General features: G+C 59.9%; 18 protein-coding genes and 1 pseudogene. 10 read left to right on the top strand and 9 right to left on the bottom strand.

Annotated elements, in window-relative coordinates:
• Positions 1–31: 31 nt before the first annotated feature.
• Positions 32–871, bottom strand: a complete 840-nt coding sequence (locus R3C19_04130; protein MEZ6059531.1) for a tetratricopeptide repeat protein — start codon at positions 869–871, stop codon at positions 32–34.
• A 303-nt stretch (positions 872–1,174) separates the two neighbouring features.
• Here R3C19_04130 and R3C19_04125 point away from each other — a divergent pair, with 303 nt between their 5' ends.
• The 5 genes and pseudogenes from R3C19_04125 (at position 1,175) to murJ (ending at position 7,287) form a co-directional block, all read left to right on the top strand.
• Positions 1,175–2,278 carry a sugar-binding protein gene (locus R3C19_04125; protein MEZ6059530.1) on the top strand — a complete coding sequence of 368 codons (1,104 nt, stop codon included), beginning with the start codon at positions 1,175–1,177 and terminating at the stop codon, positions 2,276–2,278.
• A 175-nt stretch (positions 2,279–2,453) separates the two neighbouring features.
• A pseudogene (locus R3C19_04120) lies at positions 2,454–2,624 on the top strand (ATP-binding cassette domain-containing protein).
• Between the two features lie 46 nt (positions 2,625–2,670).
• Positions 2,671–3,969, top strand: a complete 1,299-nt coding sequence (locus tag R3C19_04115) for a sugar ABC transporter ATP-binding protein (GenBank protein ID MEZ6059529.1) — start codon at positions 2,671–2,673, stop codon at positions 3,967–3,969.
• A gap of 46 nt (positions 3,970–4,015) precedes the next feature.
• Complete coding sequence (locus tag R3C19_04110; GenBank protein MEZ6059528.1) at positions 4,016–5,512, top strand: ABC transporter permease; 1,497 nt, start codon at positions 4,016–4,018, stop codon at positions 5,510–5,512.
• Between the two features lie 140 nt (positions 5,513–5,652).
• Positions 5,653–7,287 carry a murein biosynthesis integral membrane protein MurJ gene (gene murJ, locus R3C19_04105; GenBank protein ID MEZ6059527.1) on the top strand — a complete coding sequence of 545 codons (1,635 nt, stop codon included), beginning with the start codon at positions 5,653–5,655 and terminating at the stop codon, positions 7,285–7,287.
• Between the two features lie 68 nt (positions 7,288–7,355).
• On the opposite strand, the gene R3C19_04100 is transcribed toward murJ, so the two are convergent.
• On the bottom strand, positions 7,356–8,024 hold the full coding sequence (locus R3C19_04100) for a site-2 protease family protein (protein MEZ6059526.1): 669 nt from the start codon (positions 8,022–8,024) through the stop codon (positions 7,356–7,358).
• A 392-nt stretch (positions 8,025–8,416) separates the two neighbouring features.
• Between R3C19_04100 and R3C19_04095 the strand changes: the two genes are divergently transcribed.
• The 4 genes from R3C19_04095 (at position 8,417) to R3C19_04080 (ending at position 12,836) form a co-directional block, all read left to right on the top strand.
• The gene (locus R3C19_04095) at positions 8,417–9,463 is read left to right on the top strand and encodes a hypothetical protein (protein ID MEZ6059525.1); all 1,047 of its coding nucleotides are present in this window, start codon (positions 8,417–8,419) and stop codon (positions 9,461–9,463) included.
• A 195-nt stretch (positions 9,464–9,658) separates the two neighbouring features.
• Complete coding sequence (gene thiO / locus R3C19_04090) at positions 9,659–10,780, top strand: glycine oxidase ThiO (protein ID MEZ6059524.1); 1,122 nt, start codon at positions 9,659–9,661, stop codon at positions 10,778–10,780.
• A 221-nt stretch (positions 10,781–11,001) separates the two neighbouring features.
• The gene (gene dtd / locus R3C19_04085; protein MEZ6059523.1) at positions 11,002–11,451 is read left to right on the top strand and encodes a D-aminoacyl-tRNA deacylase; all 450 of its coding nucleotides are present in this window, start codon (positions 11,002–11,004) and stop codon (positions 11,449–11,451) included.
• Between the two features lie 167 nt (positions 11,452–11,618).
• Positions 11,619–12,836, top strand: a complete 1,218-nt coding sequence (locus R3C19_04080; GenBank protein ID MEZ6059522.1) for a CvpA family protein — start codon at positions 11,619–11,621, stop codon at positions 12,834–12,836.
• Between the two features lie 405 nt (positions 12,837–13,241).
• On the opposite strand, the gene R3C19_04075 is transcribed toward R3C19_04080, so the two are convergent.
• Both R3C19_04075 and R3C19_04070 read right to left on the bottom strand, forming a co-directional pair.
• The gene (locus tag R3C19_04075) at positions 13,242–14,207 is read right to left on the bottom strand and encodes an acetyl-CoA carboxylase carboxyltransferase subunit alpha (protein MEZ6059521.1); all 966 of its coding nucleotides are present in this window, start codon (positions 14,205–14,207) and stop codon (positions 13,242–13,244) included.
• 122 nt (positions 14,208–14,329) lie between these two features.
• Complete coding sequence (locus R3C19_04070; GenBank protein MEZ6059520.1) at positions 14,330–15,868, bottom strand: protein kinase; 1,539 nt, start codon at positions 15,866–15,868, stop codon at positions 14,330–14,332.
• A 326-nt stretch (positions 15,869–16,194) separates the two neighbouring features.
• On the opposite strand from R3C19_04070, the gene R3C19_04065 reads away from it, so the two are divergent.
• Positions 16,195–17,541 (top strand): TlpA disulfide reductase family protein, encoded by a 1,347-nt coding sequence (locus tag R3C19_04065; protein MEZ6059519.1) that lies wholly within the window; start codon positions 16,195–16,197, stop codon positions 17,539–17,541.
• 26 nt (positions 17,542–17,567) lie between these two features.
• Here R3C19_04065 and R3C19_04060 read toward each other — a convergent pair whose 3' ends face one another.
• The 5 genes from R3C19_04060 to R3C19_04040 all read right to left on the bottom strand — a co-directional run.
• A complete protein-coding gene (locus R3C19_04060) occupies positions 17,568–18,824 on the bottom strand; it encodes a class I SAM-dependent rRNA methyltransferase (protein ID MEZ6059518.1) in 1,257 nt (418 codons plus the stop codon).
• Between the two features lie 103 nt (positions 18,825–18,927).
• On the bottom strand, positions 18,928–19,401 hold the full coding sequence (locus tag R3C19_04055; GenBank protein ID MEZ6059517.1) for a response regulator: 474 nt from the start codon (positions 19,399–19,401) through the stop codon (positions 18,928–18,930).
• A gap of 219 nt (positions 19,402–19,620) precedes the next feature.
• Entirely contained in the window at positions 19,621–20,301 is a 681-nt protein-coding gene (locus tag R3C19_04050) for a TIGR04282 family arsenosugar biosynthesis glycosyltransferase (protein ID MEZ6059516.1), read from the bottom strand.
• Positions 20,298–20,837, bottom strand: a complete 540-nt coding sequence (locus tag R3C19_04045) for a glutaredoxin family protein (protein MEZ6059515.1) — start codon at positions 20,835–20,837, stop codon at positions 20,298–20,300. Before R3C19_04045 ends, R3C19_04050 begins: the two co-directional genes overlap by 4 nt.
• Before the next feature lie 844 nt (positions 20,838–21,681).
• Positions 21,682–22,028 (bottom strand): hypothetical protein (locus R3C19_04040; protein MEZ6059514.1); only part of this gene is annotated, 347 nt, incomplete at its 5' end.

Here is a 22,028-nt window from a genome sequence, read left to right as displayed (position 1 = left end):
GCCGGACAATGACCGGTCCCTCGACGGCGAGTCAGTTGCACAGGGGCAACTGAGCCCTTGCGGTGCTGAGATACTGTTTCAGTTGAAGGCGTTCTTCCGGTCCGCAGACCTTCAGGCAGTTTTCCAGCAGATCGATGGCTTCGCCGAATCGCCCGGCTCGCAGCGAGATGATGGCCAGATCGCGGCGTTCCCGATATGACGACGGATTCAGCAGCAAAAGCCTTTGCTGAACCTTGCGGGCAGACGTCCATTCGTCGCGGCTGCCGAACAGTGCCTTCAGGTTCTTCAGCATGCGAACCACAATCGTCCGTTCGCTGACGGGTTTCAGCGCGGGATAGATTTCCGTGACCGGAATTTCCGTGATTTCATGCAGCCACTCCACGCATTCGATTTCGTCCATCAAATGGCCGCCGCGAAACGCGTCCACGTAGACGGCGCCGGAATCGGTCTGGAGCCGCGTTAGAAAGTGCGAAGGAGCTGCGACACCGCACAGTGGGATCCCGAGTTCGTTGGCGACCGCCATGTAGACGATTGACAGCGTGATCGGCAGCCCGCGGCCGGTTTCGACGACGCGATTCAGGTAGCTGGATTCGGCCAGTTCGTAGCAGTCGTGACTGCCGTGCAGGTGAAGTTCGTCGGACAGGTATCGGACCAGCAGATTCAGTTCGCTGATATCGGCTCCGGCCATGGCGACCGGTCGAGTCAGATGCGCGACCGTGTTTCTCAGTGTCCGCAGCGTCGGTTCAAACTCCAGGTCAGGCTGGCCATCGCGGGCGATTTCCAGCGCGGCAACGACCAGATCGACATCGCTTTCGCGACGGACAAGCCGCAGAAACTGGATATCGTGCTGGAACGGATGAACGGCGGACATTTACGCGAATCGGGAACGGAACCAGATTGGATTGAAACGGCACGACGACAGCCTCACTGACGCGCGGGCGGGAACTATAGTCACGGGATTGTCACGTCACAATGGCGCGTTTTGCCGGTTTCGACGATGAGTCAATGACAATGGCAATGGCGGTCCGACCCGCGGATACGTGCGTTCATTCGCCGCTGCAGCCTGCGTGAATTGACCACCGCCGAATTCAGCCTTAATGTGTCCGTTCCTGCAGACTCCGGCAGGTATCGCCGGATGTGCTGACGTCACCTTCCGTTTGTTCAGGTCGATCACATGTCACGTCTTTCCGTCGCAGCGCTGTTGCTTGCCGCAGTATCCGTCATCTCAGGATGCCAGAATGAAGACTCCGCCGGCAACGGCGGTGCCGCCTCCGCAAACGGCGGTGCCGGCACCGCAGCGGGAGCAGGCGGCGAGCGTTCCGCTTCCGGGTCACGCAAGTCGGTGGCGTTCGTCACAAATCAGATTGCTGACTTCTGGAAGATCGCCGACGCGGGAGCAAGAGACGCCGGGGAGGAATTCAACGTCGATGTGGAAGTCATCATGCCGCCGGAAGCCACGGCCGTTGTTCAAAAGCAGAAGGTGGAAGATCTGCTGACTGCCGGAATCAGCGGCGTTGCGATCAGTCCTCTGGATGCGGATAACCAGGTGGCGTGGCTGAATTCGATCGCGGAAAAGGTTCCGCTGATCACACACGATTCGGACGCTCCGCTGTCGAATCGGCTGTTGTACATTGGCATGGACAACTACGCGGGTGGCCGAATGTGCGGCGAACTGGTGCAGCAGGCACTGCCGGATGGCGGACAGGTCCTGCTGTGCATCGGACGGCTCGAACAGGACAACAGCAAATATCGCCGACAGGGCGTCATCGATGTTCTGCTCGGACGCGATCGGAACGCCGCCTATTACAAGGAACAGCCGGATGCGTGGGATCCGGCCGACGGGGAAATTGTCGGTGACAAGTACACGATTGTTGCCACCGTCACGGATCAGGGAAAACCGGAAGTCGCCCTGTCAAAGGCAGAAGACGCGCTGAACACTTATCCGGACCTGAAGGCGATGGTTGGACTGTTCGAATACAATCCTCCCGCGTGTTATCAGGCGCTGAAGAAGGCCGGAAAGATTGGTGAGATCGCACTGGTGGGATTCGACGAAAACGATGTCACGCTGCAGGCCATCAAGGATGGCGAATGCGTCGGCACCGTTGTTCAGAATCCTTACGAATACGGCTATCAGTCGGTGAAGATTCTGAGCGAGTTGCTGAATGGCAGCCAGGACGCAATTCCGGAATCGAAGTACATCGACATTCCTCCGCGAAAGATCACAACCGAAAACGTGGATGAGTTCTGGGAGGATCTGCGTGCGAAGAAGGGACTGTAGCCAATCGGGGGTTGTCAGCGGTGATTAACCGCGATTCCTGTCGAACACCGATCCGTCAGGTTGCGCCGCAAGGCGGGAATTCGGCCGGTGCCGACGTGTTCGTCGATGCCGAGACGAATCCCAGGCCCGTCGCACCACATCGCTCACCAAGGCGCGCGGTGAAACAAGCAAGCAAATGAATTCATCTGTCCCCCGACCACGACTTGAAGTCCGGAAGATCTGCAAGTCGTTTCCCGGCGTCAGAGCTCTGCACGACGTCAGCCTGCACGTCAGCGACAACGAAGTGCTGTCGGTCGTCGGAGAAAACGGTGCCGGTAAAAGTACGCTGATGAAGATCCTGGCCGGCGTCCAGAGGCAGGATTCCGGTCAGATACTGCTGGACGGACAGACTGTTGAATTCCACAGCGTCAGCGAAGCGGCTCGATCATGGCATCGCACTGATCCATCAGGAATTGAATCTCGCCGACAACCTGCAGGTCGGCGGGAACATCTTTCTGGGCAGAGAACCGCTGCGGCGAGGATTGATTGACGAAGCTGAGATCCACCGCAGGTCCGCGGAATACCTGAAACGCGTTGGACTTAATGTGTCACCCGCGACGCTGGTCAGCGAACTGACGATCGGTCAGCAGCAGTTGGTCGAGATCGCCAAGGCCCTGTCCATTAACGCTCGGGTGCTGATCATGGACGAGCCGACGTCCAGCCTTTCAGCGGGTGAGTCCGAGCGGCTTTTTGAAGTCATCCGCGACCTTCGAAAAAACGGTGTCAGCATTCTTTACATCTCACACCGCCTGGCCGAAGTGCAGGATCTGTCCGATCGAGTCACCGTGTTGCGGGACGGTGAGAATGCCGGCGATCTGCCGCGTTCTGAGGTTAATCACGACAGCCTGGTTCGCCTGATGGTGGGCCGCGACGTTTCCCGTTTTTATGTTCGCCAGCCGCACCAGCCGGGTGAACCGGCGATTGAAGTCCGCGACCTGGTGACGTCAACCTGGCCCGCTCATCGCCTGTCGTTTCAGGTGCGTGCCGGAGAAATCGTGGGGCTGGCCGGCCTGGTGGGAGCCGGCCGGACGGAAATGCTGAGAACTCTGTTTGGCGTCGATCAGCCGCTGGCCGGCAGCATTCGGGTTGCCGGGTCCGCGGTTCGGCTGGAATCACCGCTGAACGCGATTGAAGCCGGTATCGCCCTGGTTCCGGAAGACCGCAAGCAGCAGGGCCTGGTTCTGGAAATGGCCATTCGCCACAACATCGGACTGCCGGGGCTGCGGCGCTACGCATCACGTGCGGGATTCCTTAACTTCCGCAAAGAGACCGACGACACTCGTTCGATGGTGCAGCGACTGCGGGTGAAGACGCCCGACGACATGCAGATCGTCCAGAATCTGTCCGGTGGGAATCAGCAGAAGATCGTGCTGGGGAAATGGCTGGCGTTGAATCCCAAAGTTCTTCTGCTGGATGAGCCGACTCGCGGCATCGATGTGGGAGCCAAACAGGAAATCTATCAACTGATGGACGAACTGGCGGGGCAGGGCATGGCGATCCTGTTTGTCAGCAGCGAGATGGAAGAGATCATCGGCATGAGCGACAGGGCTCTGGTGATGCACGAAGGACGCCTGACGGGCGAACTGTCCCGCACGGAACTGACGGAAGAAAACGTGATGCAGCTGGCGACCGGAGCAAATGCCGCAGCATAGCTCCAACCCCGGTGAACAACCGGCACCAGGTTGAAAGACAGCTTCTATGAAGGGCAAGATCCTCGGCATTTTCGGGCTACTGATTGTTCTGTGCGCGTTCATGTCGTTTGCGACGTCGGACCCGTGGTACAACATCGGCAGCTCGAACTTTCTGCAGGCGGGCAACATTCAGAACCTGCTCAGCCGAACGGCGCTGTACGGGATCCTGGGCATCGGCGTTTCGTTCGTGATCATTTCCGGCGGAATCGATCTTTCGATCGGATCGATGGTGTGTCTGTCGGGCGTGCTGCTGGCCATGTTTTTGCACGTCGAATACCGGGCACCGGTGTCCGGGACGGTCACTGCGGTGTCGGCATCGGAGTCGTCAATAACGACGGCGACACCGATTCCTCAATTGCAACCGGGAGATCAAATTCGCTATTCCGGTGGTCGCCGCGCGGCGACGGGATTGTTCACTGTGGAATCGGTCAATGGCACGGTCGTCACTGTCCGGGAACCACTGTCACGCGACGACGTTCAGGGGGAAATCGCCCGGACGGTTCCGATACGGCAGGTCGAACGTCTCGGTGGCGAAGGTGATGCTCACGGCGCGAGAATTGTCATCGCGGGAGATCATGACCTGCGTCGGCGTGATCAGTTGACTCTGGTGCATCCGACGTCCGGGCTCAAGACGGAAGAGATCACAGCGGTCGAACGGTCTGAGTCGGAAACTACGGTCTTCATTCGCAATGATCCGGGTGATCGGCTGACGGATGAATGGCTGGCGATTCCACTGAAACGGCACCAGCGGATGCCGGTTCCGGTGGCGCTGCTGACTGTGCTGGCCATCGCCGGCTGTCTTGGGCTGATTCACGGTCTGCTGGTCACGCGAGCGCGGCTGCAGCCGTTTGTCGTGACGCTGTGTGGTCTGTTGATTTACCGCGGGCTTTCACGCTGGCTGACGGACGACAATCCAGCCGGCTTCGGCGAATACGCGGACGGCCTGGCTCAGCTTGGAAGCGGACGTCTGACCGTGTACTCAGATTCCGCCGGAGAGACATTCGGAATTCCGTTTCCCTTCTTTTTTCTCGCGGTGATCGGCATCGTCGCGGCCGTGGTTCTGAATCGCACGATCTGGGGCCGTTACCTGCTGGCTTTGGGACGCAATGAGGAAGCGGCGCGGTTCAGCGGGATCAACACAGGTCGTGTCACGCTGATGGCCTACGTTATCTGTACATCGATGGCGGCTGTCGGCGGCATGCTGTTCGCTCTCGATTCGCTGTCGATCTCGCCTTCAAGCTTCGGCAACTTCTTTGAACTGTACGCCATCGCCGCGGCCGTGCTGGGAGGCTGCAGTCTGCGAGGTGGTGAAGGATCGATCGTCGGCGTTGTCATCGGCACAGCGGTCATGCAGATTCTGAACAACCTGATCGTGTTGCTGAAAATTTCCGGCAGTCTGGAATTCGCAATCATCGGTTCCGTGATTCTGATTGGAGTGCTGGCCGACGAAATCGTGAAGCGCATCGCCGCTCAACGACGACTGAAGAAGCGGCTCAGCGGTTAGTACGATTCCGGCGGTGTTCGACGAAGTGGCGCCCGTCCTGAGAACGCTGCGCGAGGCGACTTCGCAGTCAGACGCCGCGGACCGTGATCTGTCGTCATGACTGTTCGACCCGACCGTCACTTCCATTCATCGAACCCGGCATGGAAGGCCCAGAAAAATCCGGTTCGACTCTTGCGGGGCTGAAGGCCGTCAGTCTGCTGACGCTGGTCAGTCGCATCACCGGATTGGCGCGCGACGCGCTGATGGCTTCGCTGTTCGGAACCGGATGGGTGCTGGACGCGTTTACCGTGGCGTTTCGCGTGCCCAACATGTTTCGGCGATTATTCGGGGAAGGAGCGGTCACGGCGGCCCTGCTTCCGGAATTCGTCGCCGTCGATCAGACGCACGGACGACAGGCGGCCGCCGATCTGTTTGCCGAAGTTGCTTACCGACTGATCCGGATTCTCGGTACGACGATCCTTGCCATCGAAGCAGTCCTGTTGCTGGCGTGGCTGTTCGGGAATCTGACGGAACGCAATCAGGTGCTGTGCGAACTGGCAATCCTGATGATGCCGTACGCCGTGCTGATCTGCATCGCGGCGACTCTGAGTGCGGGGCTTAACGCTGTTCAGCATTTCGTCATTCCGGCTCTGGTGCCGGTTGCTCTGAACATTGTCTGGCTGATCGGTGGACTTCTGGCCGCGTGGCTGATTGACGTTGATGTCCACGAAGCCAGGACGATTGCGGTCTGCATTCTGCTCGGGGGAATCGTGCAGCTCTTGCTCAGTCAGGCGTGGGCTCGCCGGTTCGGGCTTCGGATCCGATGGAGACCGTCGCCGGATGCGGACGCTGACTCTGCCGAGCGCGCGACTGCCGTTTTTCGGGCCATGATGCCGGTGCTGTTGGGCTTGTCCATCATGCAGATCAATACTCTGGTGGACAGCGCTCTGGCGTGGCTGCTGGTCCCGGAAACGTCGGGCCTGAAAGCCGAATCACTGCGCCATTTTCGGCTTCCGGAAGGCTGCGCTTCGGCGCTGTATCTCGGTCAGCGGCTGTTTCAGTTTCCGATGGGTGTGTTTGGCATCGCGCTCAGCACCGTACTGTTTCCGCGGTTCGCCAGACACGCGCGCGAAGGTGATACTCAATTGCTGACCCGGGATATCCTTCACGGCCTGCAGCTTGTGACGGTTGTTGGAATTCCGGCCAGCGCCGGCCTGTGTTTCATGGCGGAGCCCATCACCAGCCTGCTGTTCCGTCACGGACAGTTCTCTGCCGCCGACGCGATTCTGACGTCACGGATGATCGCTGCTCACGGAGTCGGCGTCTGGATCTTCTGCGCCCTGCTGATCGTGAACCGTGTGTTCTACGCGACCGGCGACCGACACACGCCGATGCGGCAGGGTTTGACTTGTGTTGGAATGAATCTGGTGTTCAGCTTTGCGCTGATACCGCTCTGCGGCGGTCCCGCCCTGGCTCTGGCCAGCGTCATCGCCACACTGTTTCAGCTCGGTTTGGCACTGGAAGTCCTTCGCCGCAGAGCGTATCTGTCGCGCTGTCGCCGCCATCTGTCCGCCATCCTTTGGAGAAGTCTGCCTGGAACGGCGCTGATGACAGCCGCCGGCATGGGGACTCTGGCCTGGCTGGATCAATCGGAATCCGTCGGCGACGACATTGTGTCGAGAGGTCTGCTGGTTGCGGGACCGATGGCCGTGGCCGTGGCGGTCTACCTTGTAACGCTGGTCGTTGGCGGTGTGTCGCCAAAACGGCTGCTGCGGGAACCCTTCGGCTCCGATTGAATGGATCGTTGAGTCGGCAGGGCAGGGCGGTCGTGTTCGGCAACCTGGCCAGTGTCTGTCGGCACACGCTATCGGAAAGAGTTCCGCTCATTCAGTGCGATGACATGCTGAGCGCACAGGATTCCGAACAGGATCATCATGTAGCGTGACTGGATACTGGCGCCGTACAGAGCCAGGCCGCCCGCTGTGATGATGGAAATCCACAGGACTTTTTCGATTCCGCGTCGCGGCCAGTATCGAAGTACCAGCGACTGCATGATCTGGCCACCATCGAGTGGCATGCAGGGAAGCAGATTAATCAGTCCCCACCAGATGTTGATGAAGACCAGATAGCTGTAGAGCACGAGAGCGGCTTCGTACTGGATGAACAGAGTCTGCGGAGCCACTCGACCGAACAAAATCACCAGCCCGGCAAGGATGAAGCCCGCGACGGGGCCGGCGGCGCAGACAATGATGTTCTTCCATGTCGGCAACACACCGCCGGTCGCATAACCGCCCATCATGTACAGGACAATCTCGCCGCGATAACCGTAGCGTCGAAACATGACGGCATGGCCCATTTCATGCACCAGAATCGAAACGAAGACGGCCAGCACCCAGAGGAACATGTGGTCCGGCCTGTCGGGAGACCAGCCCATGACGGCTCCCATCAGCCAGAACAGCGGGTGGACTCGTACCGGAATCCCCAGCAGTTGAAAACGCAGGTCAAATTCCGTTTCTCCGGCCATGCCGAACATTTGGCTGATCCTGTGATGGGTGCGTGTGCGTTGCGCAGCGAACGCCTGTGGTTTGAATCGGCTGCAGAGGATACATTCCGGGACCGGGGCTTGTCTTGTCCGGGCGGTGTGTGCGTTGACCGCGGTGCGTCCGCGGAACGCGTCATTTCCGCTCAGGCGCCCCGTTGTTTCCGCGCTGTGTCCCGTAGTTCCCGCTCAGGCGATGCGTCATTCCCGCGCAGGCGGGAACCCAGCCGCGCGCACTGGGTTCCTGCCTGCACGGGTATGACGTGACGGGACACGGCGCGGAAATGACGGGACACGGCGCGGGCATGACCTTGCACTGCGAGCCTGTTCCTCGGCTTCTCTGCCAACCACCAACGCGATTCTTTTCAGCAAAGCAACAACTTTCCGTGGGCAGCGTTTTTCGAGCACTCATGAACCTTCCGCTGTTCAAGTCGGTGCTGCGCCCGGTGACCCGCGTGATTGTCGGTGTGATCGCGATTCCGATTTTCCGCTTCATCATGCGGAGAGTATTTCGGCTGCAGGATCTGGACGACGAGCTGGAGAAGGATCTGGAACAGTGGTTTCGCGGAGCTCTGTTGCTGCTGGCGGCGAGTGCCAACATGGAGCACCTGCTGTTTAGCTGGATGGAACGGCTCGACTGGATGGACCGCATGGACTGGCTGACGATGGGGCTGCGGCTGATGCTGGCCATCGGCGTGATCGAAGCGATGCCGGACCAGGAATTGTTTGCCGTGATCCATCCGGGGCCGCCGAAGATCAAACCCGGCAGAAGCTTCTTTCGGGAGTTCTGGCGCCTGAAGTGGAAGTTCGCGAAAGGGCTGGTCTGTCAGCACCTGAACCGCCTGTCTCCCGTTCTGGCGATGATGTGCGCGATCGTGGGAGCCGAACTTCCGGACCTGATTCAGGCCCGGGAAACTGTCACGCAGAACTCCACGATGCTGAACTGGGCGATCGTGCAGCCGATCGGAGCCGCCGGTGCGCCGCAAAACGCGATGGCCGCGACACTGCTCGCGGACAATGCTGCAGAAATCCAGGACATGGCGACCGACTACCGGGACTACCGACGTCACTGGGAACGATGGATGGTCGGCTGGGTGTGCTATCTGATGGCAATCACGCAGTATCTGATCATCGGACTGGTGACAAGCCGTGACCGCGCGATGGATGTGCTGTCCGAATTCGACCGGGCAGTCGCACAGCGCCGGCAGGAACTGATCGAAGAGTTTCAGCTTTCCGTACCGCAGACGTCCGCTGCGGGGACAACGCCTGGCGGCAGCACGACTCCTGCTGACTCACAAGTGGGCGACGCTGCTGCCGCTGCGCCGGACACAGCCGCGACGGAACGTTCATCCGTCGCGGAAGATGCCGGCTCCGGCGGTTCCGAACGCGGCACTTCGGCAACATCGGGCGAGGACGGCGCGCCTCGCGACTGACCGCGGACGGCGTTCTCTTCGCTTCAAACGGACCGCATCGCAGTTGACGATCCCCATCGACGGCGGCAGCGTGATCTCCTCCGGGCCGCCTGACTCGCAGATCCGTCGTCGATACAATTCCGCGCCGATCAGCGCTGATTCGGATGGCCGGAACCTGCGAACGCGTGTGGTCAGCAAAAGGCAAGTCATCGATTCGTGAACTCTTCGACCTCAGACATCTTGATTGTCGGCGGCGGTGTCATCGGCCTGACGACCGCGCTGAGGCTGGCGGAGCAGGGCGTCTCCGTGATCGTCGCTGATCGCCGACAGGTCGGCCGCGAAGCCTCCTGGGCCGGCGCCGGAATGCTGCCGCCGGGAAATCCCGCGAACGCTGAAAGCCCGGAATCCCGTTTGCGTTCTTACAGCCACACGCTGTGGTCAGACTTGTCGCGTTTGCTGTTCGAACGCACGGGCATCGACAACGGCTTTCGAGTCTGTGGTGCTTTGGAACTGTGCCACGAAGCGGAACGCGGTGAGTTCGAGCAACAGTTCGCGGCATGGCAGAAGGAAGCCATCCGGGCGGAACGAATCGCAAAGTCCGATATGAGGTCTCACGTAGTCGGGCTCAACGACGACTTCGACAGCGGCGTCTGGCTGCCGGACTTCGCACAAGCACGAAACCCGCGACACCTGAAGGCTCTGACAGCCGCCTGCCGCATGGCCGGCGTGAACATCATCGAACATGCGGAAGGACTGCGACTTCGCTCGGTTGGTGAATGCCGCGCCGAGGCCACTTCTGCGGAGCATCAGTTCCACGCCGATCGCATCTGCGTCACCGCCGGAGCCTGGACGCGTCATCTGCTGGAACCGCTCGGCTTCGTGCTGCCGGTGAAGCCCGTGCGAGGTCAGATGGTTCAGTTGCGGGTCCAGCGGTTGCCGTTTACCTGCGTTATCGAACAGGGCCGTCGTTATCTGGTGCCGCGCCCGGACGGTCTGATTCTTGTCGGTTCGACCGAAGAACACGTTGGATTTGTAAAACGGAATACGGCCGAAGGGGTGAGTGGTCTGCTGCGGTTTGCTGAGAGCCTGGTTTCCGATCTTCGCAGCGCGGAGGTTGTGCGGTCGTGGTCCGGACTTCGCCCCGGTTCTCCGAGCGAACTTCCGTATCTCGGCCAGGTTCCGGGGTACGACAACATGTTTGTCGCAGCAGGGCACTTTCGTTCCGGACTGCAGATGTCGCCTGGCAGCGGGCAGATTCTGGCCGACCTGCTGCTGGATCGCGAACCGCGGATCCGCCTGGATGGGCTCACGTGTGATCGCGTTGGCGCTGAAGCGTGACGTGGAATCCGCATGCCGTTCGAAACGCCACGCAGGTGACGTGACGAGTTCGATCCACGATGTGCACTACGGCAGTCGTCCACCGTGTTCGGTGTTTGCGACGGGCTGCGAATGAGTCGCACTACGTCACGAACTTCCGTCCGGATCAAGTGGCGGATACGCTTCCGCCCTGCCTTGCCCTTTTGTCGAGTTAAAGTGTCCGTTGCTTTTCGGTTTGAATCATGCGTGCCGTCGTTCAGCGAGTTTCCCGTGCCTCAGTCACCGTCGACGGCGAAGTCGTGGGCTCCATCGATCGCGGCTTTCTTGTTCTGGTGGGAATCGGCATTGAGGATACGCAGCAGGATGTGATCTGGATGGCCGGCAAAGTCGCCGGGCTGCGGGTGTTCGAAGACGCCGACGAGAAGATGAATCTTGACCTGAAGGACGTCGGCGGCGCCGCGCTGGTGGTCAGCCAGTTCACGCTGTACGGCGATTGCCGCAAGGGGCGTCGTCCGAGCTTCGTGGAAGCGGCCGCACCGTGGAAGGCGGAGAGCCTTTACCGAAGTTTCGTCGCCGAATTGCGAGGACACGGAGTTCCCACGGAAACAGGTACCTTTCAAGCTCAGATGCAGGTGGAACTCGTCAACGACGGTCCGGTCACGCTGCTGCTGGACAGCCTGAAGACGATCTGAGCATGGTTTTCTTTCGCAAGTCCGCCGAGTGCGCCGACTCGCAGGGCTGGAGAGAATGTCCGCCCGCAGCAACGCCGGGAAACGCTCTTTTCGCGTTTGTCGCAGTCCGCCTATACTCTGCCCTTCGTGGAGAAGTTGCGCGAACGAATCCCCGGCGAGCGAAATTCATGGTCTGGTACGACTTTGTCATTGTTGCGATTCTGATCTACACCGCGTGGAGCGGCGCGTCGCGGGGACTCGTGTCTCAACTGGCATGGATCGTTGCACTGGTCCTGTGTTTCAAGTTCGCCGACCAGTTGTCGCCGACGATCGAACCGATGATTGGTGTCGAGCAGCCGCTGAAACACTGGATTGCGATGTTTGTGCTGTACGTCGGGTTCTCACTGGCATCATTCGCAGCCGCGCGTGTGCTGCATGGCTGGATCGATGCCGCGAAATTGAAAGACTTCGACCGTCAACTGGGAGGGCTGTTCGGCCTGCTGAAAGGCGTTGTCATCGCGCTGGTTGTGACCTTCTTCGGTGTCACTCTGGCCGAATCTCTGCGGGAAACGATTCTGGTCTCAAAGACTGGTTATGTCGCGTGTCTGATTCTGGATAGCATCGAGCCGTGGACCCCGGACGATTCGCACCCGTTGCTGAAGGAGAGCCTGGCGAAGTACAAGGAAGGACTGCGTCCGATCCACGAACAACTCGGTCATGAAACATCGTTCCCGGAGATTTTCGGCGGCCCGACGGGAGCCGTTCCCGAATCGGACACGGCGGCCGGAAATTCGAACGAGCCGGCCGGCAGCGGTGAGTTCAGTTTTCCCGATCTGCTGGGAGGTGCCTTCGGCGGGACCAGCAATTCCGGTCTGACAGGCGGCGGGACCTCCGGCGGGACAGGTTCGCAATCAGCACCAACGTTGCAGGAAGTATTGCGGCTGGTACCTCAGTCGCTGCAGCAGCAAATCGGGCAACAAATCCAGGATCGCTGGAACGCCTCGACGCCGGAACAGAAGCGTCAACTGGCCAGCGAACTCAGCCGCTCGTTTCCGGATGAAGTGCAGAGTGTTGTCGGCGGATTTATGAATGCCGTCGGCGGGCAGGGCACTGCGAAGGGCGGAATCGACACCAGCGTGTTGACTCGCATCGGCGACCTCTACGGCGACCGCCAGACAATCGTCCGGCAGACTCAGGAGCATCTGGCCGGCGTACCGGCCAGCGTGCAGAAGGCCGTGCTCGATGACTGGTATTCGGACCTGACGATGCAGCAAAACGATCCGGACCCGGGAACCAGTGTCAACACACGGATCGACGAACGAATTCTGCGACAGCTTGCCCGGGCGAAGGTGTCGCTCAGCCAGTTGAGTTTCGATCTGCAGCAGCGTCTGAAGCAGTCACTGTGAGTGGCGGAAGCATCCGGCAAGCGACCGTCCGCAGCAACCGGGCACCGTGAGAGAGCGGAAAAACGGCCCGGTGAAAACCGCTGGAAATCGGCATTAACCTAACATAACGGACATTATCGGACGTTGGCGGTTCTCGAAAAAGCGGCTGTGCTCGCTCATCAGGCCCGCTGAACAATGCCGCCGGGACGTCCTGATGCGGCGTTCGATAAGTACGGTTGGTCGGCAATCATTGCCCCGGCTCCTTTGACTGCCGAACCCCGCTCAACACATCGCGGAACGCGGTGTCGCGCCGTTTGATCCGCGCCACAACGACCGGGCAATTCGGCTCCTGCCAGTCGCGGCCGCCCTGCCAACGGCTCCGGTCATACGGCAGCGAGCGGTGCCGGAAAAACGGCACGGAGTTTGTTAAACGGCGCCTTCTTCGAATACGCCGATATTCCGAAATCGGTTGTAGCGGTGTTCCACAAGCTGCTCCGGCGTGAACCGATCGAACCGCTGCAGTGCGGCGCACAGACTGCCTTTCAGCGACGTTGCCATCTGGCGATGATTCCGGTGAGCTCCGCCTAGCGGTTCCGGAACGATCTCGTCGACGATGCCCATTGTCAGCAGATCTTTGCTGGTAAACCGAAGTGCCTTGGCAGCCTTGTCAGCATGTCTTTTGTGCTTCCACAGGATGCCGGCACAACCTTCCGGGCTGATCACCGAGTAATAAGCGAATTGAAGCACTGCGACATGATCGCCAATTCCGATGCCAAGAGCTCCGCCGGAACCGCCTTCGCCGATCACCACGCAGACAATCGGAACTTCCAGAGTCGACATGTCCCGCAGGTTCACGGCGATGTTGTAGGCCTGCCCGCGTTCTTCGGCTTCGACGCCGGGAAAGGCGCCGGGAGTGTCGATCAGACAGATGATCGGCAGGCCGTAACGTGATGCCATTTCCATCTTCGACATCGCCTTGCGATATCCTTCCGGGTGAGCACAGCCGTAAAGACACTCGTTGCGTTCCTTCAGCGTGCGGCCTTTCTGGTGGCCGACCAGCATGACCTTTCGCCCGTCGAGCTTGGCAAAGCCCGTGATCAGTGCCCGATCATCACCGAAGGATTTGTCGCCGTGCAGTTCGACGAATTCGTCAAAGACCAATTCGATGTAATCGGGAGTCTGCGGCCGTTCCGGGTGCCGCGATACCTGCACAACCTCCCACGGATCCAGGTTGTCGTAGCGCTCGCGCGTGACCTGAGTCAGTTCCACGCGCATTCTGCGGATGCTCTCCTGAACGGCCGCGGTGGGATTCGGCTGTGACTCCAGTTTCGCGAGCTGGTCTTCGAGTTCGTAGATGGGCTTTTCAAACGCCAATTGGTGCATCGGTGCCATGTGAGTTCTTTGGTACGTTCCGCAATGTCATGAACTGTCGCCGCGGAACTGTAGATGAACCGGTGGCGTCCGGGAACAGGGATCCTCGGGAACCGTTGATCCCTTCGATCCTGCGGGATCGATCAGTCGACGTCCAGGCCTTCCATGAAGGCGGCCAGGTCGTCAGCGGTCGCTTCTTCCAGATGCGCCGCTTCCGGCGCCGGCCTTGGAGCCTCCGGTCGGTCCAGCGGCAGGCGAATCTGCGGTGCCTGCTGCTGCGGGGGCTTCTGCTGCTGAGTCGCCGCCGGACCCGATTGTGTCGGTACCGACTGCGGTTCGGACGGATGCTGTCCCGGTGCGTGCTGCGGGGACACCTGCTGTCCCGGCATTGGCTGACCGGGCACTTGTTGACCAGGCATCATCTGACCAGGCATCATCTGACCAGGCATCGGCTGTCCAGGCATCGGCTGACCGGGATACTGCGCTGGCGGGTACATTCCGGGTGCCATCGAACCGGGGTACGGCATCTGCGGCATTGCCTGGCCGTATGGCATCTGCATCGGCATCATTCCCGGCATGTAGCCCGGAGCGAAGCCGGGCATCATCGGCTGTTGCGGTTGTCCCGCCAGGCCCTTCTTCTGCTCTTGCCTCTGCTTTTCGGCCTCCAGCTTTTTCATTTCCTTCAGCATCGCCGCGGTCGGCGCGCGTTTCTTCGGTTTCATGGGTGCCTCGATGCCCATCGCCACGCGTTCGGCATCGGCGCGGCTGTCGAGTCGCTTGTCGACGGATGCCGCCTGCTTTTCTTTGGCTTCACGCTGCTGGCGTTCCTGCAGCTGGACGGGATCTTCCTTAAACGGTTTGATGCCGCGAAGGGCCGAAGCCACTTCCTGCATACTTCCGAACCGCTGATCCGGTTTCTTGGCCAGCATCTGCACGATGATCCGGTCGAGTTCCGGTGTCACGTTCGGATTCAGCAGCGACGGTTCCTGAGGCTTGTCGGCGATGTGCTTTTTCAGCAGATCGTTGGGAGACGTTCCGGCAAACGGCGGCACGCCGGTCAGCACTTCATAGAACGTGACGCCAAGGCTGTACTGGTCCGTCAGAAATGTGGGTGCCTTCTTCAGAATTGTCTCCGGAGCGATATACGTCCGCGTGCCCTGAATCGCCTTCTGCTTACCGGACAACATGACCGCCAGCTTGCCTTTCGCCCGCGCGGAAAGCGAAAAGTCGATCACGCGAGCTTCGCCCGTCTTGTTCACCAGAATGTTGTCGGGCTTCACGTCCCGATGCAGCCAGCCCTGATCGTGCAGATACTGGTACGCCAGACAAAGCGATTCGGACAGCTTCTTAAAACACGACTGAACGCTGGCACGGCTGCTGGTGATCTGCGACTTCAGGCTTGGCGATCGAAAGTAATCCATCACGAAGAAACCGTGATCGCGGTTGACTTCGATCTTGTAAAACTTCAGAAACGACGGATGGTCCAGCGAACGTCCGACTTTGAATTCATGCTTCAGAATCGCCTTCTGTTCGACTTCCTTGTGAGCGTCCGGCAGCAGCAGCTTCATGGCCAGTTGAGCCGTGCTGCCCACTTCGTTGACTTCCCAGATCTGCGTCGAACTTCCCGTCGCAACGCAGTTACGCAATTCGTAACCACCGACGGTCTGAATTCCTTCAGCCACAACACTCACCCTTTGATTCTTGTTCGAAACGTCTGACGGCGATCTATTGAACCGGCCCCAGTATAGTCCGATGGTACCGCATTTTGCGACGGGTAATCTCGCCGGACGAAGTTGCTGCTGTGGTTGCACGACGATTGCCGCGGCGCAACCGGGCATTGTCCGGGTGACATCTTTGTGGGATAGTTGGAATCGTTGTGAATTCGCAACGATTCGTCCGCGATACGAACACGCGACCTTTTCGGCCGATTCCGCTATGCGGAAAAATCACAGCCGCCGATTTTTTCCTGCCCCCCGGCATTCCCCTGATTCATCACACAGGAACTTTCATGGAACGTTTTTCGGCGCCTCTTTTCGTGTCAGCGATCCTGCTGTGCCTGGTGACCTCCTCGAAAACCTTCGCCGGCGACGCCAGGCTGATCCGCTTCCAGGGCTCTCTGGCAAAGCCGGAATCTGACGGAAAGGTTCAGATTCTGCGACGTTTTGAAGTGCTGCTGATGACTTCCCCGCTCGCATTTTTCTGCGTCCTTGATGACGAACGCGCAGGTTGTCCGTGGCCGGAAAGTTTTGGACGCCTGGATGACAATTCCTCGCGACCGTCGCCTCGTCTGGTCTACGAATACGAAGGCACGCCGTTCGACCTGCCGCTGCCTTCGCTGCGGCTGGATCTTCCGGCGGATTCGAAAGCGAATCCTTCGTGGGTCACCGACCGGTGGAAGTTCGAAGTTTCGGGAAGCGAAACGGTCGACGGTGCGCCGTGTCTGCAAGTCGAAGCCACGGAGCAGCGCGGTCGGCGGCAATCGCTTCTGGTTGACGAAGCCAGCGGCCTGCTGCGCGAAGCACGGCAGCGCGTTTTCATGGGACAGGGAGATCCATTCGAACTGTCGATCAGCCGGACCCTCGATGAACCAATGGAATCCGATGTGGCGGAACGAACAGCCGTGCTTGCTTCCGCCCTGCTGGAACTGCAGGCGGCGATCGGACGACAGCCGAATTCGCAGTCCGGTGAACTGTCTCCGCGACAGACGCAAGTTGCGTCTGAAGCACTGGAAGAAATTCGGATCCTGGCCGGTGACACGCCGTTGCAGGAGCTGGTGGCACGGATCGACCGTGACGCCGACCGCCAGCAGCAGCGCGTTGCCCGATCAGTCGAGCGACAACAGCAGTTGCTGAATCAGCCCGCTCCCGAGTTTTCACTCAGCCTGGTCAGCGGCGGTACCGTTTCTTCCGAGTCGATGAAGGGCAAGACGATTGTGCTGCACTTCTGGAAGTACACCGACAAGCCTTTGACGGAACCCTACGGCCAGATCGGCTATCTGGATTTTCTGGCGGGCCGGCGCAAATCGGCCAGGGTTGAAGTGATCGGCGTTTCCACGAACCCTGCCTTGCAGCAGCAAAGCAGCGTTGCCGCCGGTCGCAGAAGTGCTCGAAAGCTGATTGAGTTCATGAACCTCAGCTATCCCATCGGCTACGACAACGGTTCTCTGCTGCGAGCACTCGGGGATCCTCGCGAGGACAACGGCGATCTGCCGTTGTGGGTGGTTGTTTCGCCGGAAGGCAGCGTCGTTCACTATCGCAGCGGCCTTTACGAAATCGACCGGGAACGAGGTCTGAAGGAACTGGATGACGTCCTGATCAAACTGTCGCGGTCCGCGAAACAGGCGGAATCGCCGTAGCGTGTCGAAGTCCGCTCTGCCGTCCGTCAGTCAACGCGGCAGATCAGCATCTTCAGGTATTCGGATTCGGGGCATGTCACCGCGACGGGATGGTCCGCCGGCTGCGTTCGCTTTTCCAGGACCTGAATCGTCCGGCCTGTGGATCGCGAAACCTCGCCCACAACTTCCTGAAAATCCGTCATCGGCAGCAGCCCCGAGCAACTGCACGTCACCAGCATTCCGCCCGGCCGCAGGACGCGCAGCGCCGCGGTGTTCAGCCGCAGGTACCCCTTGATCGCCCTTGGCAGGCCACCGCGCGTGCGGGCCATGCGCGGCGGGTCAAGGATCACGGTGTCAAACACCCTGCCCTGCTCCGCCAATTCCGCCAGCACTTCATGAACGTCGCCCCGCCGAAACTCACATCGGTCGGCGACGCTGTTCAGTTCGGCATTCGCCGATGCGAGTGTCAGCGCGGATTCGGAGGAATCCAATCCCAGGACCGAAACCGCACCGCCAAGCTTCACGGCCGTAATTCCGAATCCGCCGGAAAAGCAAAACGCATCCAGCACGCGATGACCACTCGTGTACCGGGCCGCCGCCAGCCGATTGTCCCGCTGATCCAGATAGCTGCCCGTCTTCTGGCCCTGCTGCACGTCGACGCCATACTGCACGCCGTGTTCTTCAATGAACAGCGGACGAGGCGGTTCTTCGCCGGCGATGAGCCCGTCCACGGCTTCCAGACGCTCGGCTTCTCTCATGCCCTTCTCCGTTCGCAGCCAGATTCCCCGCGGTGACAACTCGGCCGTCAGCGATTCCAGGATCGGCTGACGATGTTCGTACAGCGCAAGGCTGGTGAACTGCACCAGCAGGAATCCGGAATACAGGTCCACTGTCAGACCGGAAAGCTGGTCGGACTCGCTGAAGATCAGCCGACAGCCGGTTGAGTCGGATCGAAGATCGAACAATCCGCGTCGCAGTTCCACGGCGTACCGGATGCGGTCGCGGAAGAGGTCCGTTCCGATCGGGCGAGCCTGCTCCCAGGAATACAGCCGCATCCGAATGTTGCTGTGCGGATTGACCAGCCCGTGAGCGATGAACCGGCCTTCGTGCGACCAAAGTTCCGCTGGTGTTCCGGGAAGGATTCCGTCGGTGCCCTGCCCCTCTGTTTCGATCCGGTCGATTGCTCCGGCGAACACCCACGGATGCCGACCGAAAAACGGCTGAGCTTTCCGCTTCTTCAGGAACACGCGAACAGAATCGGAAGCAGCTGCGGCACACTCAGTGGACGATGGTTCGGCAGACATTGCGTTCAGACGGTGCGGAAAGTGGGGCATCCCGCGGGACTGGTTGCCCGTTGAATGCAAAGGCGGAAACCGGCGTCCGTCGCACGGACGCGGTACGTTCGCGTCAGCCGCCGCGCACCTGCAGGACCTGCTGTTCCATTTCGTGCAGGTAAGCCAGCAATCGGTCACGTTCGCTGGCCAAATGGCGGACTCGCAGCAGCGAACGCACGCGGGTCTTCAGTTCCAGTTGATTGACCGGCTTGGTCAGGAAGTCGTCGCAGCCCGCTTCGACCGCTTTTTCGATGTCGCCCATTTCATTCAGCGCTGTCACCATCAGAACCGGAATGTCGCGAGTTTCCGCATCGGCCTTAAGCTGCTCGCAGACCTCATAGCCGCTCATCCGAGGCATCATGATATCCAGCAGAATCAGATCGGGGTGCTGCTGTTCGACCGCCTGCAGCGTCTGATGACCATCGTTCGCCATCAGGATCTCGTAGCCTTCGTCCGACAGGTACGCGTCCAGCAGTTCGCGATTCTGTTCATTGTCATCTGCAATCAGCACGCGTGAGCCGGTCAGGTTGATTTCGTCACTGGTCATGGTCAGGTTCCGTCGAATGTCGCTGGGTCCGCTGGCGGCGAAGTATAGAGCATCCGCTGGGCGGGCCAAACGCGACTCAGGCGGATTCGGCTTGCGCCCGTTGAGAATTCGGCTCACCGGGCCTGATGAATCCTGGTAATGAGCCGCGAACGCCCAAACGATCCCCAAATCCGCCGGTTGCCTGCTTCACGCGACGGATAAACGTCTACACTCAGGGCGTCAGAACATCGACAACCCCGACAGCACTTCAGCCGTTCGCGGACACTTCGCCGGCTGAAGGTTCCCCGCGACTTCCCCATGTTGCAGCGCACGCAGCGTGCCAAGGTTCTCGATCGTGTCGATGTCGTACCACGGCTGCAACAGGACCGTCGACAGGTGCTGTCTCGCCGCTGCCCGAAGCAGGTCGAACAGGGTCGTCGGCTGACTCCAGCGAATGCCGTCAAACAGCGTCCCCGGCGGCTGCTTCATACCGACAAGCACAAATCCTCCGTCGGTGGCGGGTCCCAGCACGACGTCATGCGTGTCGAGCTCAGCGAACGCCTGACGAATCAGCTCATCCGGCAGATCAGGGCTGTCCGAACCGATCAGCACGCTGCGTCCGCTGCCCCGCCCTGCCCTGCTTTCGAAGAACCAGCCGATGCGTTCCCCAAGGTCTCCGCCGGGCTGAAACTCCAGCGCGGCGTTCGTACTCAGCAGCGGCGTAAACCAGTTGCGCGCGGCTTCGGATTCCGGAGTTACCGCCACACATAACACATCTGTCAACGTGCCACAGCGTTTGGTCAGATCACGCACAAACGCCGCGTACAACTCGGCCGCGGAACTGTTCCCAATCGCCGCCGCCAGTCGAGTCTTGACCGTCCCGCGTTCCGGATGCTTCGCGAAGATTCCCAGCGTGTTCACGCCGTTTCCCTGTCTGCCGCCATTCGGCGGAGCTGATTCTGTTTTGCTTCGATCATCCGTTCCAGCAGGGCTGCATTCACGGAACCGCGAAACCTCACTTCGCCGTCGATTTCAACGACGGGAACCCATTCGCCGAATCTCCGCTGCAGTTCCGCGTCGCCTTCAATGTCAATGACTTCGACGTCCGGCAGTTGATCTCGGAATCGCCGCGAGCACTTCTGTCGGCGGTCGCACAATTCGCAGTGGTGCTTCGTAAACATCCGAACCGAACGAAACGACAATGGCACCGTTCCGGCGTGTTCGTCATCCGGCGGATCCGACGCATTTCTCAGCGTCAGCCACGCCAGCACATACAGACCAATGCACAGCACCAGGTGCAACCCGCGACTGCGATACCAGATCCCCGGAAACGGAACAGCAATGGACGTCGCACGGTCCAGGAAAATCAGCACAGACAGCGCACCCGCCAGTGTCAACAGCGCAGTGCCGATGCGAGCGTTCACGGTGCGCTGAAACGGATCGGGCGGATTTGACATGAAGAAGAACCTGCGATGATGACGCAATCATAGACTGACGAGTTGTAGGACCGGCTCGAGATCCTTTGAAGTACACTCCGGTTTCGGACCACGGGTGACTAGGGATCGTGGTCATAATGTCGGGAGCTGATTCGGGTTGACGTGCTGCAGATTTCGGGAAGCATCCTAAGTCAGGCAAATTTCTCCTCAGTGTGTCTGTCTCCGGGCTTCGACAGCCACCGAATCTGCGTGCCGCAGACTCCAGAACAGGCTGCCGTTGTATTTCCGGCGGACTTCTGGTTCTCGCTGTCGCGGCTCATGCGCTGCCGCCGGTCCGTGGGCACAACGCGTCGAGCTTATCCGAAGAGGCGTTTCGCAGCGCGATGGAATCAGCAAGACCGCAACTCAGGACTTTTTCCGGTCGAATCGGCGTCTCATTTCGTCGCCAGGGTGACAGGAACCGGATGACTGAGCCCCGTAATCGGCCTGTCCACAACCCTGGCCGAATACCCGCAACTCATCGACTGGACCGGTCACCAGCTTCATCCTTGCAAGCGAGGCGTCATTTCCGAAATCGCCCCACCGATACTTGACCGCCTGGCAACGTCCGCAGGCACTCTGGGGGCATACCGTCAGGAAATTCGCGAAACGCTTGGCCGTCGCGTTGGTCACGGCCCTTTCTCAGCCGCCGACAGGCGTCACGCGAACGCACTCACTACCAGCCGGTACCGACCGACCCAGGCGGCGGGCTCCAGGACACCGAAAGGCTCCAAAGATGTCTTGCGGTCACGAACGGCCATAATCGACGGATTGCTCAGCCAGCCCCGGTTGCTGCCGGTTGCCCCGTCAACCTGCCACGCTTTTTTCAGAGAGAACGTATCGTGGCTGACCGAAGAATGAATTCGGAATTCCAGCTCCCCAGAAAGATGGCGTCGTCTCGGTAGTTCCAGAATTGACGGCGAATTGTCAGCTCAGATGCGTTGCCGGTCCAATTGACGATCTGCTTCCCATCGCAGGTGACTTTGACCGAAGTGGGAGTGACGCGGATCACCAGCTCAGCGGGATTGGAAGTGAGCAGTGATCCGTGATAGGCGTCCTCTCTTCCTTCCAGAATTCGATTGGCGATGACCCCCAGCCCGCTGAAACGACCGCCAAACCCATCAATCACCAAAAGCGTCATCGACTCGCCCACTGGCAAACCGACGTTGAAAG

Source organism: Planctomycetaceae bacterium (assembly GCA_041398785.1).
GTDB lineage: Bacteria > Planctomycetota > Planctomycetia > Planctomycetales > Planctomycetaceae > JAWKUA01.
The sequence above is the reverse complement of the archived record's forward strand: the minus strand, read 5'-3'. Positions and strand labels throughout refer to the sequence as shown.